The 16356-nt window shown below is 31.8% G+C and carries 13 protein-coding genes; 6 read left to right on the forward strand and 7 right to left on the reverse strand.

Features of this window, described 5'->3' with window-relative positions:
• Positions 1 to 16: 16 nt before the first annotated feature.
• Positions 17 to 2284: a glycosyltransferase gene (locus FW781_RS05455; protein ID WP_149386488.1), complete on the forward strand. Its 2268-nt coding sequence runs from the start codon at positions 17 to 19 to the stop codon at positions 2282 to 2284.
• A gap of 877 nt (positions 2285 to 3161) precedes the next feature.
• Here FW781_RS05455 and FW781_RS22355 read toward each other — a convergent pair.
• Both FW781_RS22355 and FW781_RS05460 read right to left on the reverse strand, forming a co-directional pair.
• A complete protein-coding gene (locus FW781_RS22355) occupies positions 3162 to 3398 on the reverse strand; it encodes a hypothetical protein (RefSeq protein ID WP_172625670.1) in 237 nt (78 codons plus the stop codon).
• 251 nt (positions 3399 to 3649) lie between these two features.
• Entirely contained in the window at positions 3650 to 4747 is a 1098-nt protein-coding gene (locus tag FW781_RS05460) for a calcium:proton antiporter (RefSeq protein WP_077415529.1), read from the reverse strand.
• 464 nt (positions 4748 to 5211) lie between these two features.
• On the opposite strand from FW781_RS05460, the gene FW781_RS05465 reads away from it, so the two are divergent.
• The 5 genes from FW781_RS05465 (at position 5212) to FW781_RS05485 (ending at position 7230) form a co-directional block, all read left to right on the forward strand.
• A complete protein-coding gene (locus FW781_RS05465) occupies positions 5212 to 5430 on the forward strand; it encodes a hypothetical protein (RefSeq protein ID WP_149386489.1) in 219 nt (72 codons plus the stop codon).
• A gap of 231 nt (positions 5431 to 5661) precedes the next feature.
• Positions 5662 to 5910: a cupin domain-containing protein gene (locus tag FW781_RS05470; protein ID WP_317133398.1), complete on the forward strand. Its 249-nt coding sequence runs from the start codon at positions 5662 to 5664 to the stop codon at positions 5908 to 5910.
• Entirely contained in the window at positions 5903 to 6142 is a 240-nt protein-coding gene (locus FW781_RS05475; RefSeq protein WP_149386490.1) for a hypothetical protein, read from the forward strand. The genes FW781_RS05470 and FW781_RS05475 overlap by 8 nt, the downstream gene beginning before the upstream one ends.
• Complete coding sequence (locus tag FW781_RS05480; protein ID WP_149386491.1) at positions 6139 to 6939, forward strand: hypothetical protein; 801 nt, start codon at positions 6139 to 6141, stop codon at positions 6937 to 6939. The genes FW781_RS05475 and FW781_RS05480 overlap by 4 nt, the downstream gene beginning before the upstream one ends.
• 36 nt (positions 6940 to 6975) lie before the next feature.
• Entirely contained in the window at positions 6976 to 7230 is a 255-nt protein-coding gene (locus FW781_RS05485; protein WP_149386492.1) for a heme oxygenase, read from the forward strand.
• A 335-nt stretch (positions 7231 to 7565) separates the two neighbouring features.
• On the opposite strand, the gene FW781_RS22360 is transcribed toward FW781_RS05485, so the two are convergent.
• The 5 genes from FW781_RS22360 to FW781_RS05510 all read right to left on the reverse strand — a co-directional run bounded on the left by FW781_RS22360 (position 7566) and on the right by FW781_RS05510 (position 16137).
• A complete protein-coding gene (locus FW781_RS22360; protein WP_172625671.1) occupies positions 7566 to 7721 on the reverse strand; it encodes a hypothetical protein in 156 nt (51 codons plus the stop codon).
• A gap of 430 nt (positions 7722 to 8151) precedes the next feature.
• Positions 8152 to 9117, reverse strand: coding sequence for a D-2-hydroxyacid dehydrogenase family protein (locus FW781_RS05490; RefSeq protein WP_149386493.1), 966 nt, complete (start codon positions 9115 to 9117; stop codon positions 8152 to 8154).
• Between the two features lie 318 nt (positions 9118 to 9435).
• Entirely contained in the window at positions 9436 to 10518 is a 1083-nt protein-coding gene (locus FW781_RS05495) for a hypothetical protein (RefSeq protein WP_149386494.1), read from the reverse strand.
• A 527-nt stretch (positions 10519 to 11045) separates the two neighbouring features.
• The gene (locus FW781_RS05500) at positions 11046 to 13040 is read right to left on the reverse strand and encodes a T9SS type B sorting domain-containing protein (RefSeq protein ID WP_149386495.1); all 1995 of its coding nucleotides are present in this window, start codon (positions 13038 to 13040) and stop codon (positions 11046 to 11048) included.
• Positions 13041 to 14631: 1591 nt separating this feature from the next.
• The gene (locus tag FW781_RS05510; RefSeq protein WP_172625672.1) at positions 14632 to 16137 is read right to left on the reverse strand and encodes a helix-turn-helix transcriptional regulator; all 1506 of its coding nucleotides are present in this window, start codon (positions 16135 to 16137) and stop codon (positions 14632 to 14634) included.
• Positions 16138 to 16356 lie beyond the last annotated feature (219 nt).

Here is a 16356-nt window from a genome sequence, read left to right on the forward strand (position 1 = left end):
TAAAATAGATATCAACATGAATAAAAATATAAAACCAGACGTGGAGGAAAAGAGAAAAAGACGATCTGTCCAGAATAGAAAAAGCACAATTAATCATAAACCTGAAATTATCTTTATAAGTACTTTTCCTCCAAAGGTGTGTGGTATTGCAACATATTGTCAGGATTTAATAAAATCTCTTCAGATCAAGTTCAATGAATCATTCACCATAATCATCTGTCCAATGGAAACTGAAGAGGAACATCATCGATACGAAGAAAATCCTGAATATCGCTTAAATACATCCGATGCTATTTCTTATTTGGAGCTGGCTGATAAAATCAACAAAAATAACAGGATTCAACTGGTTATGCTTCAGCATGAATTTGGATTTTTCAACGAAACCCCAGACGGATTACTCCTTTTCCTTCAAAATTTACAGAAAGACCTCATCATTACTTTTCACACTGTTCTGCCGAAACCGGATCCTAAATTAAAAGAAAAGGTAAAAGAAATCAGCAGTTTCGTAAAATCCATTATTGTCATGACCGGTATTTCTGCGGATATCCTTATCAATGATTATGATATTTTATCTGATAAAATTAAAGTGATACCCCACGGTACCCATTTACTGCCATTTATAGATAAAATTTCACTGAAAACAAAATACGGACTTAAAGATAAAAAGGTACTTTCAACATTTGGTTTACTGGGTTCTGGGAAAAATATTGAAACCACTTTAGAAGCTCTGCCTGAAATCATTTCCCAAAATCCGGATGTAATGTTTCTGATTATCGGAAAGACACATCCCGGCATCATTAAATATGAAGGAGAAAAGTACCGTGATTTTTTGCAGGACACAATTAAAAGGCTCCATTTGGAAAAGCATACTTACTTTATCAATCAATATCTGCCTTTAGATGAGTTGTTAGAATATCTTCAGCTTACCAATATCTATCTTTTCACTTCAAAAGACAGACACCAGGCGGTGAGTGGCACCTTTTCCTATGCTATTAGTTGTGGATGTCCTATTGTTTCTACCCCTATTCCTCATGCTGTGGAAGTCTTAAATGAAGATATGGGAATTATTATTGATTTTGAAGCTCCGAAACAACTTGCTGCTGCCGTGAATACATTATTGAAAAATGAAACCGCACAGGAAAAATTACGATCAAATAGTCTGGAAAAAATGGCTCCCACAGCTTGGGAGAATTCATCTATTTCCCACGCCTTATTATTTCAACAATACAACAAAGATAAAATGACATTACATTATACATTCCCGATCATCAATCTTAGCCATATCAAAAATATGACAACGGATTTTGGAATGATCCAATTTTCTAAAATCAACAAACCTGATATCAATTCCGGGTATACTTTGGACGATAATGCCCGTGCTTTGATTGTAGCCTGCAGACATTATGAAGTAAGCAAAGATGAATCTGATCTTGACTTAATCTCAATCTACCTGAATGTAATAAAGTTTTGTCAACAACCAGATGGTAATTTTCTCAACTATGTAAATCAAGACAAAGAATTTGCACAACAGAACTACGAAACCAACCTTGAAGATTCCAATGGTAGGGCAATCTGGGCACTGGGGTACCTTCTTTCTATAAAAGCAATCTTACCACAACTGTTTTCTGATGAAGCACAGTCCATCATTGAAAAAAGTCTTACGTCTATTGATAAAATTCATTCTACACGTGCAATGGCTTTCATTATAAAGGGATTGCATTATCAAAACTCTGAAAACAATATTCCATTATTGAAAAAAATGGCTAACAGACTGGTAAAAATGTATCAGCATGAGAAACATAAAGACTGGCATTGGTTTGAAAGCTACCTGACCTATGGAAACAGCGTACTTCCTGAAGCTTTATTGTGTGCGTGGATTACAACCCAAGACGAAATGTATAAACAGGTTGCCAGTGAAACATTCAAGTTTTTGCTTTCTAAAACATTTAGTAAGGGAGGTATCAAAGTAATATCCAACAAAGGATGGCTGCAGAAAGAAACTGTTAAAAGTCCTGAATCAATTGGTGGTGAACAGCCTATTGATGTTGCTTATACCATATTGGCCTTATCCACATTCTATAAGGTTTTTAAGGATGAAAAATACCTGCAGATGATGATAAATGCTTTTAGTTGGTTTTTAGGAAAGAATCATTTACATCAGATTATTTATAACCCTGCAACAGGCGGATGTTATGACGGGCTTGAAGAGAAAAATATTAATCTCAATCAGGGAGCAGAATCAACAGTCAGTTACCTCATGGCAAGGCTCTGTTTTAAAAAGTAATAACATAATTAATGTTGTAATACATTGTAATGAAAGTAAGTATAAGATTATTGACAATAGTCTGCAAAGTATTTGTTTACTCGTAATTCCAACCAACAGTTAAACTGCTGATCAAACACAGATGTCAGTCATTTATCCGCATCCCTTCCTAAGAAGAGTAAAAATAACTGTATTAATTCTACTGCATATACAACACACATAAATAGAATCGTATGACTTGCAGCATATAAATGCAATTGATTAACACATACATTTATTGTTCATAATAGTTGTACATTCTCATTAGTACAATTGACTCTCCCCTAAAAAGGAGGGTTTTTGTTATATAATCCACTATAGGGCATTAGGGAGGCTAATAAAACTTTCACAAATTTATTATATAGTGTTTTCGCGGATATGATTGCGATCATATCTCTACAACACACATAATGGCGGATTTTTTTATTATACAAAATTTGCGATTCTATTTATAATGGTTTAATGACTTTTGTATAGGAAATCGTAATTACTAACTGAAGTGGACAATTAGCAATAATTATGCAAACCCGCAGGTAGCCAAAATAAAGCAGCCAATTTATTTATTATTATCAAGCAATCCAATTATAATAATAAAAGTATCGAATAAGAAAGTATAGATTGTTTTGAATATTTTTGAAAGATCTCTGACCCTGCTGAATTCTAAATAACAAGCTTAGTGCGAGAAATAAAATTTTCATAATGAAGGATATGATTAAACAATTACGTAAGGAATCTCTGCAGTGCAGCGGCAATAAATATAATATCATAGCTTGCAGAGATTATCAATGCGAAATAAAACAAGAAATTGAATTTTAACATTAAACTATAATGCGAATAATAGTAAAAGTATAACAATATTTTATGTTTTTTGAATAGCATAATTATATACTATATCTTCACTAAGATATAAATATAATCTTGTTTTAAATATTCCGAAAAATGTTTTTTTCAAGATATAAATACGCTCTATTGTATGCAATTTTTGTAACTGATAATCAAAAAGAAAAGGTTCTATATCATCCATTTTTTTTCCAATTAACTGATCTTCTGATATAATGTTCTGACTTTTATCTTGGAAGTAATATTTTTTAGTCATATCAATAAATAATTTTTATTGCAAAATCTTTTTCTTATTTTCAGAATACTTCTTTTCAAACTTGATTTCCAATATTGGTTAATTATAAGAACGGTCTGTTTGGTAAGGAAAAATTATTTCCCTGAGGCGTCAAAAGTTTTTTTTATGGATTTAGTTGATGAAATATATTCTATATCAACCATCAACATCATATAAACTAAAGATGGCTGTTTCAGTATATATCAAACTATATAATACATAGCTAAATAGGTTTATGGTACGATTGTGATAAAAAGATAAATTAAAAATATAGCGATCAGTACAATTCCTTGCATAATATTGGTTCTGCCCGTTGCCAGTGAAACAGTAATAATAAAAAGCGACAGCCCTAAAAGTATTGTTGATTTGATATCTATTCCCAATGTCATTCGTATACCAGTCATTACAGATATAATGGCAATGGCAGGAATACTTAGTCCTATACTTGCTAAAGCTGAACCAAAAGCCAGATTTAATGAGGTTTGAATTTCATCACTTTTTGCAGCCCTGAATGCAGCCAATCCTTCCGGAAGGAGAACAATACCCGCAATTATAATACCTACCAAAGACCTTGGAGCACCCACCGAAACAACTATATGCTCAACATCCTTTGAAAGAAGCTTTGCCAGAAAAACGACTATTCCCAGGGATAAGATCAATAATATACAACTGATATACAATTGTTTTCGGGAAATCATCTCATGACTACTTTGTACAGGCTCATTTTTGGATAGTTTATTTTGCGGAGAAATAAAAAAGCTTCGGTGTCTAAACGTCTGGATCATAGTAAATCCGAGATAAAGCCCTAAAGAAATCAAGGCAATAAAAAGCAATTGAAAGGATGTATATTCACCTCCGAGATGACTTATCGTATAATTAGGCAGAATAAGCACAAAAATAATCACGGAGGTAAGCGTAATGAGTGCCGTACTTACCCCCTGCAATGTAAAGCTCTGTTCTCTGTATCTTAATGAACCTATGACAATACAGCTCCCAATAATTCCGGTAAGGATTATCATCACTGCTGCAAAAACCGTATCTCTGGCAAGGGTAATGGTTTCTAAACCTTTTGCTCCCATCATGATAGAAATAATAAGTCCTACCTCTATGACCGTGATGGCAAATGCCAGAAGTAAAGTTCCGAATGGCTCCCCCAAACGATGGGCAATAACTTCGGAATGATACACTGCAGCCAAAACACTTCCTATCAGAAATAAAGTAAGAATCACAGAATAATACCCTGAAGAAAAAACAGAATTTCCAACATACGAAAGCCACGCCAAGATAGGAACTAAAAAAGTCCACATCCATAAATATTTTTTAATATTCATAAAAACACTAATATTTTTTACAGTTGAATGGTCTTTTGGAAAAATTCAGTAGATTATATTTTCCTTTTCAAAACAGTTTTATTAATGATTTGAAGCAGACTAGAGATGACGATATACCGGAAATATTAAATGATGAAAAGAAGAGAATATGCCGGAACTAAGAGTCTAGATCATCAGTTCAATGTAGTTATTCAGCAAGGTACGAATAATCAATCACTTATTTGAAATTACATAGTAATATTTTAAGTTTGCAATCATTTCCTAAGGCTCAATAATGTTCGTCACTTCATCAAAGTCACCAACTTTTTACAGCTTATAAACGCCCGGATTTCAGATGCTCAAAACAATCCGAAATTTTGTAAAAGTGTGATATCTGCAACATAAAAGAAACAATCTGTAATACAATAGATTATTAAATACCCAACTTTGTACTGTAGCAATGAAGTTACACTAAAATCCACCTTATGGACACAAACCACAATAAAGGCGACAAATTTTTCAAAACTCCTGGAGACTGGATTGAACAGTCAAAACAATTGAAAGAAAAATTTTCAACATTAACGGATCACGATCTGAAGTTTGAAGAAGGCAAAGAAAGGGAAATGCTGGAAAAAATCGGAAACAGATTAAGAAAAAACCGTGAAGAGGTTCTCAATATTATCAAAGAAATCAACCTTTCATAAATTATTTTCAAGAACACTTAAAACCGATGATAAAGATATATTTATCAAAGATTTAATTGTAAAAAGGGATGGAATATTAGACAGTTCTGTCCCTTTTATTTACAATACCATCTACTCTTTTTATGTTTAAACCCAATGTGATGAATCATAGAGAACTTGAAAAATCGAAAGTATATATTACCAGCCAGATTGTAGATTACATTCCAAATTCTGTAGTCAGCAAAAAAAATAATGGAAAAACTGACCGGCAATATAAGTGTTTTATCTTTTGATGACAAAGAAGGGTTATCTGAAAAGATTTCTCCTTTTGACATTGTTGCACAAATTATTGAAGGTAAAGCAGAAATTATTATAGACGGAGCTACTTATTTTATGGAAGAAGGTGAATGCATAATTATTCCTGGCCATATATCTCATTCGATAAAAGGAAATAAACGCTTTAAGATGATCGTAACAATAATAAAAAGCGGCTATGAATAATATAGATACCATATCAGTTTTAACAAAAAAGATATTAAAAAAAACAGTTGAGATTCAAAAAGAATTCCCTGAGCTGTATGACCTTTTAGACGAAACTCCATTATTTTTTTCTTTTACAGAGAAAAATATTACGATCAGAGATTTAAGACAATATCTTATTTCCCTTATAAGGCAGCAAAAATCCTTTGAAAAAGGGACATCAAAAAAAATAATATACAATAACTCCCAATGAAAAAGCTGACTAATCATCCAAAGAACAAATTGGGACTCAGAAATAAAAAAAATATTTCAAGAAGGGCCTATTACTCACAATTTGTTTCTTTATTTTACATCAGAAATACCAACATCACCTTAGAAAGAGACACGAAGGAAGTTCTTCGCATGTTAAAGGAATTACAGATTCTCAATAACAAATCAAGATTGGTATTTAGTACTCATTGCAGTTTAAGCCAGCATAATCTGTGGCAGTCTGTTTTAGAAGATCTAAGCGACAGTATAAAATACATTAGAATACAGTTTGAATATTTATTAGAGAATATTATTAAAAGAAATAAAATCAATTCATTCATATTCTGGAAGCAAAACAAAACCAATACAGATGAGCTGGAAGCAAGCCATAAAAAACTCATCCATTTGGCTATCCAAATTTTACCGGAAGAAGAAAGCTTATCATGGAAAACAGGTATTTGTAACTTTTATGATGAAATTTTTTCTTTATTCATTCCACTTATTGGTATGTGCAGGCTTGAATCTGACTTTATAGAAAAATATTCGCCTAAAATCTTTAACCAAACCACTATGGATATTATTAAAGATATTCCGAAAAATTACACATTACAGGAAGCAAAGAAATATGAACACGAATACTTAAAAGTATTAACTAACTACAGTCATGAATTCTATAGAAAAAATAATTTTTGGAACAGCCTACTATATATACTTTCAGCAGGCATGTTCCCACGACCGTCAGAACATACTTTATCCAATAAATGGATCAATAGAAAAATGAAAGATAAACTTATTAAATAGATTTCAAAAATTTTCATCATATTAAATATTCTTGTAGTGAAAACAATACATCTTTTTAAGTTTAACAATTCTATTTTTCACAAAATACCTTTCTTCAAAGAAGAACAAAGGCTGAAAAGCGATATAACAGAAATCAATATAATGAATATTGAAATCGTAACTGAATATATTGTTAAAACTGAGGATGATTTTAATTTCGAGAAGACATCCAGAAATGATCTTTTAACAATGTGCAGAAAAGCTCAAAAAACAATCGAACATTATTTTGTGATAAAATTAGATGCAATTTGAAATAATAAAGAAAAATAAAATCTCCTACATAGGCGGTTTTTCGTGGTCTAACTATTTTTGCTTGCCTCACTACCTTTAACATTCCTCCGAGAGGTGTTATGGATTTTACTATGGTTTCTACTCCTAAATCATTTCTACAATAACAGTCTGTCTCCGAGAAACACAAAAAATGGCAAACTCAGATAACAAGCTATTCTTACTTCATAATTATCCAAAGCATTCGCTATTTGGTCAGGGTAAGCGTTTAGCTTAAGATGGTGCGTCGCCATATGGATGAAGGTGGAACTCAAAATTCTTAAGTATTTTTTAGACCTCTGCCTGTTTCTATAATCTTTTCAAGATCCGTTTTTCTGTTCACTGAAATATATAGCAGTGTTTCTAACATTCTCTACTGCATCCGCTAAAATATCATACGTTTTAAATGAATTAAATTCTTTTGTAGCAGAAAATTCTCTTAAGTGCTTATTAACATCTTTCTGGATAAGAAACATGTTTTGGAGAATATATTCAATACATTCCAACAAATATATCACCATTTTTGATTTTTTACTCCTAAATAACCTTTGTCAAATTTTAGGTACAATTGAAAAAGTGAATTATTTACTATTCAGTTATAATTGGTTTGTTTTTAAATTTTTTGTAACTTCGTTTTAGTTATTAATAGTTGGAATAAAAGCATACCTTATTTACCCCTCATGGTGAATTAAACTACTGACAGTCAAGATAATTCACATTTTGTATCGGGAAATAACACATATAAAAAGCTAAAATCAACAAAACTTTAAAAACCTCGTTACCAAAAAATAACGAGGTTGTAAATATCAATGAATTCATTTATGTAACTAGAAGTTCTCAACCAGATGAGTTACTTTTTGGATAAAGAGAAAAATATTCATATTCAGATGTTATAATGAGATAACCTTAGCCTAAAACTTCTGGATTGGCAATATGGGTAGGGGCTCCTTTGATATAGTTGATAACATTTTCAAAAGCTATTCCAAAATAAAGCTCATATCCTTCTTTTTCAACATAACCCAAATGCGGAGTACAAACTACATTACTCATCTTCAACAACTCGTAGTTATTGTCATAAATAGGCTCGCTATCATATACATCAATACCTGCCGATATTTTTTTTCCACTTTTTAATACATTTAATAAAGCATTCTTTTCTATAAGCTCTGCTCTCGCAGTATTGATCAAAACCGCATTGTCTTTCATCTTCAAAAGATCAGTTTCTTTTACTATACCTTCTGTATCTTTATTCAGGCGCAAATGCAGGGTGATAATATCTGTATTCCTGAAAAAATCATCCTTTGTCCCAGCTGCCTCAAAACCGTCTTCAATAGCTTTATTTCTGGAATTCTCACTTCCCCACACCAATACTTTAGCACCAAAAACTTTCGCAAATTCCGCTATTTTCTGCCCAATTTTGCCATATCCCCAGATTCCAATGGTTTTTCCATGAATTGTTTCCCCAATATTAACTTGCCAATCTCCGTTTTTCATCCCTTCTATTGCCTGGGGAATTTTTCTGACCACATTCATCAACAGCGCCCATGTTAATTCAGCGGGAGCAACAGGTGAACCAACACCTTCTGCTACTGCGACTTTATGTTCCGTACAGACCGTTAAATTCAAATGATTAGAGATTTTTCCGGTTTGGCTGATTAGTTTCAAATTCGGCAGATTTTTCAGCAATTCATCAGTTATTTCCGTTCTTTCTCTGGTTAATACGATAATCTCACTATCTCCAATTAAGGATGCTAATTTTTCTGGATCTTTCTCTGTGTGATGCAGAATATTTACCTCTTCATCTTTAATGATATCAAAACAATTGAGGTCTTTAATGATATGTTGATAGTCGTCAAGGATGGTAATTTTCATTGATAAGTTCTTTTATAATTAATTTTAGCTGTTCCGGCAGACTCCGATAAAAAATAAATTATGTAATTTTCATGCCATAATAAGAGCTATTCAAAGCTATTATAAAAATTGACAATCAATATTATTAGTAATTTCTTCGATCATTAACAGGGCAGTGTTCTAAATTCTTTGATCTTTGTTTTTTATTGTTTATATAACACCGGATGTCAATAGTAGATGAAAAGCCGGAGACTTATACTGATAAAACCCCCATTTTGACAGGAGGTTTTGGAACAATAAAAACTTTATTGTTTACACTTGTGTTAGTAGAATCTGTGTTTAATTTCTAAAGAATCTCATAAACATATAATCTCCTGCAGCTCCTACTTCAGAAGCATAAAACATTCTTGTAGAAAGATTATAAGATTTAACAGTAACACCATCTTCCGGGCTTGGATCATAGGTATCAAACTGTATTATATTACCCTCTGAATTTTGAAAACCATAATCATAAATTTTAACCCAGGTATTAGGTTGCAAAGTATAAGAACCACCGTGTTGTGTACCATCGCCGCTTGTGTGTCCCCAAACAGCAAAAAAATATGCATACATTGGATGGTTATTCATATTTCTAACCGAAATTTCACCTGCCGTATTTGTACCATTATATCTGACTTGAAGATTTCCCAACTGAATAACAGAATTAGCAGGAGTAGATGCATTAATAAATCCTTGATAATTCACACTTGCACCACTTTGATTGCTAGAGGTCTGACTGGCTAAATACCATCTTGTGCCATCATTGTAATATATTCCCGGAACTACATTATTAGGAGATATTCCGGCAGTTGCCGTATTATATACAAACATTCCAGCTGTATGCGAAGCTAAAGGAGCAGTGGTAATTGTGCTTGTAAGAGCAACCCTTGGGATTAAAAGCCCCTTATTGGTGGCTGATGCCTCCAGTATAGCATCACTATTTGGAGCAGCAGTTCCAATACCTACATTTCCAGTTCCGGTAAAACCTAAACTGTTACCTCCCAAATTTAAGTTTCTATTTCCTGTGAGTGTTCCATCTGTATTATAAATATTACTGCCACTTCCTCCGCTTCCTGCAAACTTCTTCCAAGCTGTACCTTCAAAATAGTAATAGCCTGTTGCATCAATATTTGCAGCTTGCCCTGTCGCAGTCCCAGTTGAAATATCATTAATATAGACAAAAGTTCCATTGGGAACTCCAGACATATTTAATGCTTTCAATCTATCAATTCTTGGCGCAATAACGCCATCAACACTTGTAGCAGATATGTTTCTAGCTACAATATCCAGAGTAGCTGAGGGAGCAGTTGTATTTACGCCGACTTGGGAACTGACAAAAATACTGCAGCCGAAAGTCCCTAATAAAGTAATTAAATTTTTCATTTTAAATGTTTTTTAAATTAATATATATCTAGTTTCACATGAACTAAATCCAATCATGTACTAAATTATACAACCTTAGCTGTTGAAAATTCAAAGCTTACCTTCAACCACTTTACTTATGCATGAGAAGAAATGAAGGCATTAAACCTATAAAGAAAATAGTTTTACTAATGAATAATATCTCCTTTTACTAATCACTTACAAAAATATTAATTTGACATAATTATCAACCAAACAAGGCTATCACATTAGTATCACACACTGTTTTAATTAAATTTTTAATACCTAAAATGCATATTTTCTGATATTTTATTATTTCAATTTTTTTATTTATATTTTTTACCCCATAATAGTAATTATGTGAAATTATTTGCAGTTACAAAAGCAAGCAATTTTTATTATACAAACATCAATTATAAACCTTGTTTCAGTGAGAATATATAATACAATTACATCAATTCAGTACTAAAGAATTTCTAAGAACCTGTAAAAATAATTCAGAAAGCACATCTTTTCTTCCTACATTTTTATTCTCTATTTTTCACCAGTATCCAGTCTGAATACTTAACAGCGGTGTTCTTTTTATTATTTTCATTCCATGTCACAGAGAACCAATAACTTCCTGTAGGGATATTTCTTCCTGCGATGTTTCCATCCCATTTATATTTATTGGATTGATTACCCTGGTAAATTCGTGCACCATATCGATCGAAAATACTAAAACCCAAATTTTGTTTAACAGCCAATGAAGAATAGTCTAATATATCATTCATTCCATCTCCATTTGGTGTAATTACATTAACCAGATTAGGAATTGTTATAGTAATATCAATTGGCAAGCAGTCGTAGGTATCTTTTACATATATCTTGGCTTCTCCTCTTGGTAAATTATTAAATACATTGGAGCTCTGCCAGTTGATATTATCTATTGAATATTGATAAGGAGGAACTCCACCTATTACATTCACTGTGATTGTGCTGGATGAAATATCTACATTGTTGATTACTGGATGTTCGGCAGGATATACAGTCACATTTTGAGTCGCGGTACACTCTCCGGTTTTTAATTTCACCCAATAAATACCAACTCCAACATTTGTTATGGTTTGAGTTGTAGCACCGGTACTCCACAGATAAGATACAAAACCAGGCCCCGCATCTAGGGTTGTTTTGTCCTCAATACAGATTATTTTGTCTTTTAAGACAGTAGAAAGTACAGGAGCTATTACGACTAAAGTTACTTTCGCTATAGCATAACATCCATTTGAATTGGTCACTTTAATATAAACGATCCCATTTGGAGCAGTGTATATGGCTGGTGTACTAATTTCGTTTGTTCCGTTAGTTGCGTCGGTTAAAGATGGATAGTATCTTTTAGTAACTCCAGCTTGTGAGCTTACGGGAGCTGTTGTCAGATTAAAAGAACCCAGTGCCGGAGTTGCTTCTATAAAGCAAGATCTCAGTGTGGTGTCTTTTACAGTGACGGTTGGGGCCACTTTTAAAGCTATTGTAGCATCATTATTATCACACAATACAGATGTTGGATCTTTGATAACGACGGAAATATTTGTATCCGTATCATATTGAAAGTCTGTAGGATTGACAATAGGTGTTCCACTTCCAGTAATATAATATATGAAAGTATAATTGTTGGGGTTTGTTGCAAACTGCGGATTGAATGTTGTTAAGTCAATATGAGCCATTCCGCTCAAATCAGGACACTCGAACTTGGTGATTGCTGTTTGTAAAAGAGGAATTTTGTCTACATAAATTTTTACGTTTTTAATAGAGTGTCTTGCTCTTGCTCCTCCTGTAGACGCAGAAAATCCAAAATATCCTACATTCATTGCTGCCGCAGCACCTGCAGGAGCAAAAGATTGGTTGACAATAAGGTTTCCGTCAAGGATTATTTTCACAATCCAGTTGGCAGGAGCTGCAGGATCTAATTCTCCACTTACTTCAACATGTTTATAAGTTGTTCCTTGAAATGGCTGTGTTGCATTGAGGTCTGCGGAGTGAAAGGAGCTTCCTAAGACATTGTAAAATTCAATATTATTGGTGTCTGTTGTATTTTGAACTTGTCCGTATGCAACATGTACTTTACTCATTCCTGTTTTTCCGGTAATATTATTATAAGCGTCAAAGGCAGTAATAAAACCTATAGCATTTTTAGGAACACCCATTCCAGAGCCAATGATACTTGCAATTGGCGGATTAGCCAGATACCAAAATGCTATACCATCCCCGGTATATGTTTGATTTGAATCCATTCTAAAATCAAATTCTACCCGCCACTTATCACAATATTTTAAGTTAATCGGTTCATTCAGTTTTATAGACCCGGATTTATCATTGATATCGGGAGTGAGTTGTACAAAATCACCGTTAACTACTGTGGGATCCAGCATTGTCCATCCCGTAGTGTTTATAGGATTTCCTGTTAACTGATACGTCTGTGAGATCAGTTTTACAGGAAGAGCAAGTAATATAAAGAAGAAATAAAGGAATATATTTTTTTTCATCATTTGTATGTTTATTGGTAAGTTGTGGGATAATTAATATTGATTTACATTATTAATTTCAATACTGTTCCCTGTTTCATTAGTATTCAAGCATAGATATTTTAGCAAGAGTTTTATCCCCTTGACAGAACAACTACAATGAACCATACATTATCAAAAGTATCGCCCGATCTGTAGCCCTAGTAAAGTAATATTTTGATTGTTTAAAGTAGAAATCGCAGCTGCCGATTTTTTTAGAACCCATAATTAATATTATTCCTATATGTAATTAATAATTAATCAGTTTTATATTGAATAATTAATAGAAAAAATATTATCGCAAAACGGTAATTTTAAGTAAGGCTTAGATTTTAAACCTAAGCCTGTCCTTTAAAAACTACTAACCCAGAATAGAATTTGGTTTTGTAACACGTTAAAAATGACTAAAAAGAATTTCATAGATTAGCAGTTAATTGGTTTATCCACCAATGCAGAACCAGTATTTTTTATATAAAGCAAGCATCTTCATCTTTACCGTAAACCTGCAGATATAAACAAGCTCTGTCTGCAGCTATCTCTGTGGACCTTTTACAGCAACAATAGGTATTAAGATACACTTTTAGAGATTGTATCTATTTCAACCTGATAACAAAAAGCTTGGGAAAATAGCATGCACAATATTTTTTTTCATTTGTTTTGGTAAATAAGTTTTTTATAATAAAAAGGCTATCTTTTTGTGTAGAAAGTCAAAACACGGGATAGAAAAATACCCCGCATTTTGAAGAAAAATATGGATGTTTACTTTATTTCTTTATTGGATTAATCAAGATTATATTCTATATTTTTGAAGCCATTTATGTAAAGTAGTCCTGGGTATTCTATATTCATTAATAACTTGTTCTTTAGTCATTTGGTTACTTGAAATTACCTCAATAATATGTTCTATGATTTCTCTCGTATAAATATTTTTCCTAAACTGTGGCAGTTTTGTACATGGTTTATCTCTTGTAGATCGTGAATTACCGGTTTTCGTAGGGGAATATAATATGAGGTGATGGGAATACAATCTGAAAAAGTCATAATCCAAAAGCTTGCTCCATTTTAAAAGTATTCTGGTGTCTAAACTTGCGGAACGGAACATTTGTTCAACATCTGCATCTGTACATTTGAAAAAATTACATATACGTGATGAATCTATTTTATATTCTATAGTTGATTGCCTGATAAAAAAACCGATATGAATATCTTTTAAGTTTTCCATTTATAAAATCTATAAATAATTAATACAGAGTATTATGTTTTTAAATAATTTATTAAACTTTAATGTATGTCAAACTTATAAATAAGAGAGAATAGAACAAAAAATACAAATATCACATTGGTATCACATCTCCTTTTCCCAAGAAACAACGACAACATAATCAATTATTTACTTTTATTCCAACAAAGAAATATCGATAAATTTAGTAACACGAATATAATAAGTCGGTAACAGATCGCGGATATATATAATAAATAACTTTATTGTATATAAGTGAAATGTAAATGAATAAGATATATCCAATAAATTTTCCTTGAGCCATTATATCAGTAATTGAAATAGAGAATAAAATTAAGTGAGATTTTTAAGCCATAAATAAATATCCTCATCAGATAATATGTTTAATTTTTTTCTTAGACGATTTTTCCTAATCTGGACAGCCCGGGGGGTTACAAAAGTGTATTGAGCGATTTCTTTAGAAGAAAAGTTGAGATATAAGTATGCACAAAAAGTCAGTTCACTAGTCATCAATTTAGGATCAATTTTAAGAAGAGCATTAATAAAGTCTGGGTAAACCTCCCCGAATCTTGTAAGAAACCCTGGATCGCTATCTTTCGCAAGTTGAATTATAATATTAAAGGATTCATTTACTTTTTGTTCAAGTAATTGATTCTTTTCATTCCCTTTTGCTATGACTTCTTCTTGATCATTAATTGTTTTTTTTGCTGACTTATGTTTTTTTATAAGATAATAAATTGACAAAATAATTGACAAGGATAAAATTGCTGCAAAAGCACACATATATATGTCTTTTTTTGCCTCATCTTCTTTTTGAGACAATAAAAATTTATTAAGTACAGTTTTGGAAAAATCATCATATTCTTTTTGTGACTGAAGATTGTTTTGTAAAACTACCGTTTTTGCATCATATTCATTTGCCTTTTTAAAATTCTTTAGCTCACGATATACTCTTGAGATCTGGTAATGAATGGTGGGTATATTGTATCGATTACCAAGTTCCTCCATGTTTTCCAGAGATTTAAGATAATAAATGAGTGCTGAGTCATTTTTTTTTTGTTTTTCCGCCATCAGTCCTAAGGCAAGATAGATACGAGATTTGTCTTTATAATTGAACTTATTGGCAATGCTCATAGACCTATTTATATAATATTTAGCTGAATCATGTTTTAATTTTTTAGATAGTAACAAACCTTTATACATATAAAATTCAGTTAATTGCTGAGCAGGAATATCTATCCCATGTTGTTCAGATATAATTCCGTTTGTTTTTTTTAAAGAATAATATAATGAATCCCATTTTCCTTCATTAAAATACATACGGCTGAAATTATTGTATGCTTTAATTTTAATGAGATTTCTAGTTTTCTTATCTTCTATTTTATCAATAAATACAAATCCTTTCCTTAACTCTTTTTTTGCGTCATTAATAGAAAAAGACGGTATGTAATCAGATGGTATACTAGATGTTATTGAAATTTCTGCCATTAAAAGAGGATCATTTTTAGAATACTCTTCTTTTTCAGCAAGCATCAAATGTTTTAACCCGGTATTGAATCTTAAAAATCTAATCATTGCATGCCCAATATAAAAATGGCTATATGCTCTTCCTAATGAATAATCAGCTTTTTTACTATAACTGAGTGCTTTATCTGCATACTGATAGCTGGCTTCAATATCCATTATCTGATATTTCTTTTCTGCTGAATCCAAAAGAATATTAATTTTTTGCTTTTCAACTCTTGATTTTGAAGATTCAAAAAAAGAAGACCATTCCTGAGATTTTAAAGATTTGGAAGCCAATAAACTTATAATAATATATAGAATATTTTTTAACATAATTTTCATAACAAATTTAAAAGTAATAAAGAGCAATAGAGTTCAAATTGTAGTATTCAGAATTGGTTAATGGTTAACACATTTAATAAAATAAGTAAGACTAAAATAATTTTAATGACAGGTTAAAAAAAAATTGATAATGTTTCGAAGTGGAAGAAACTTCATTAGAATCCATTATTAAATATTACTTTTTAAGGAGTTTAGAATTTACATTTTAAT

The organism is Chryseobacterium panacisoli (assembly GCF_008274625.1).
Lineage (GTDB): Bacteria > Bacteroidota > Bacteroidia > Flavobacteriales > Weeksellaceae > Chryseobacterium > Chryseobacterium panacisoli.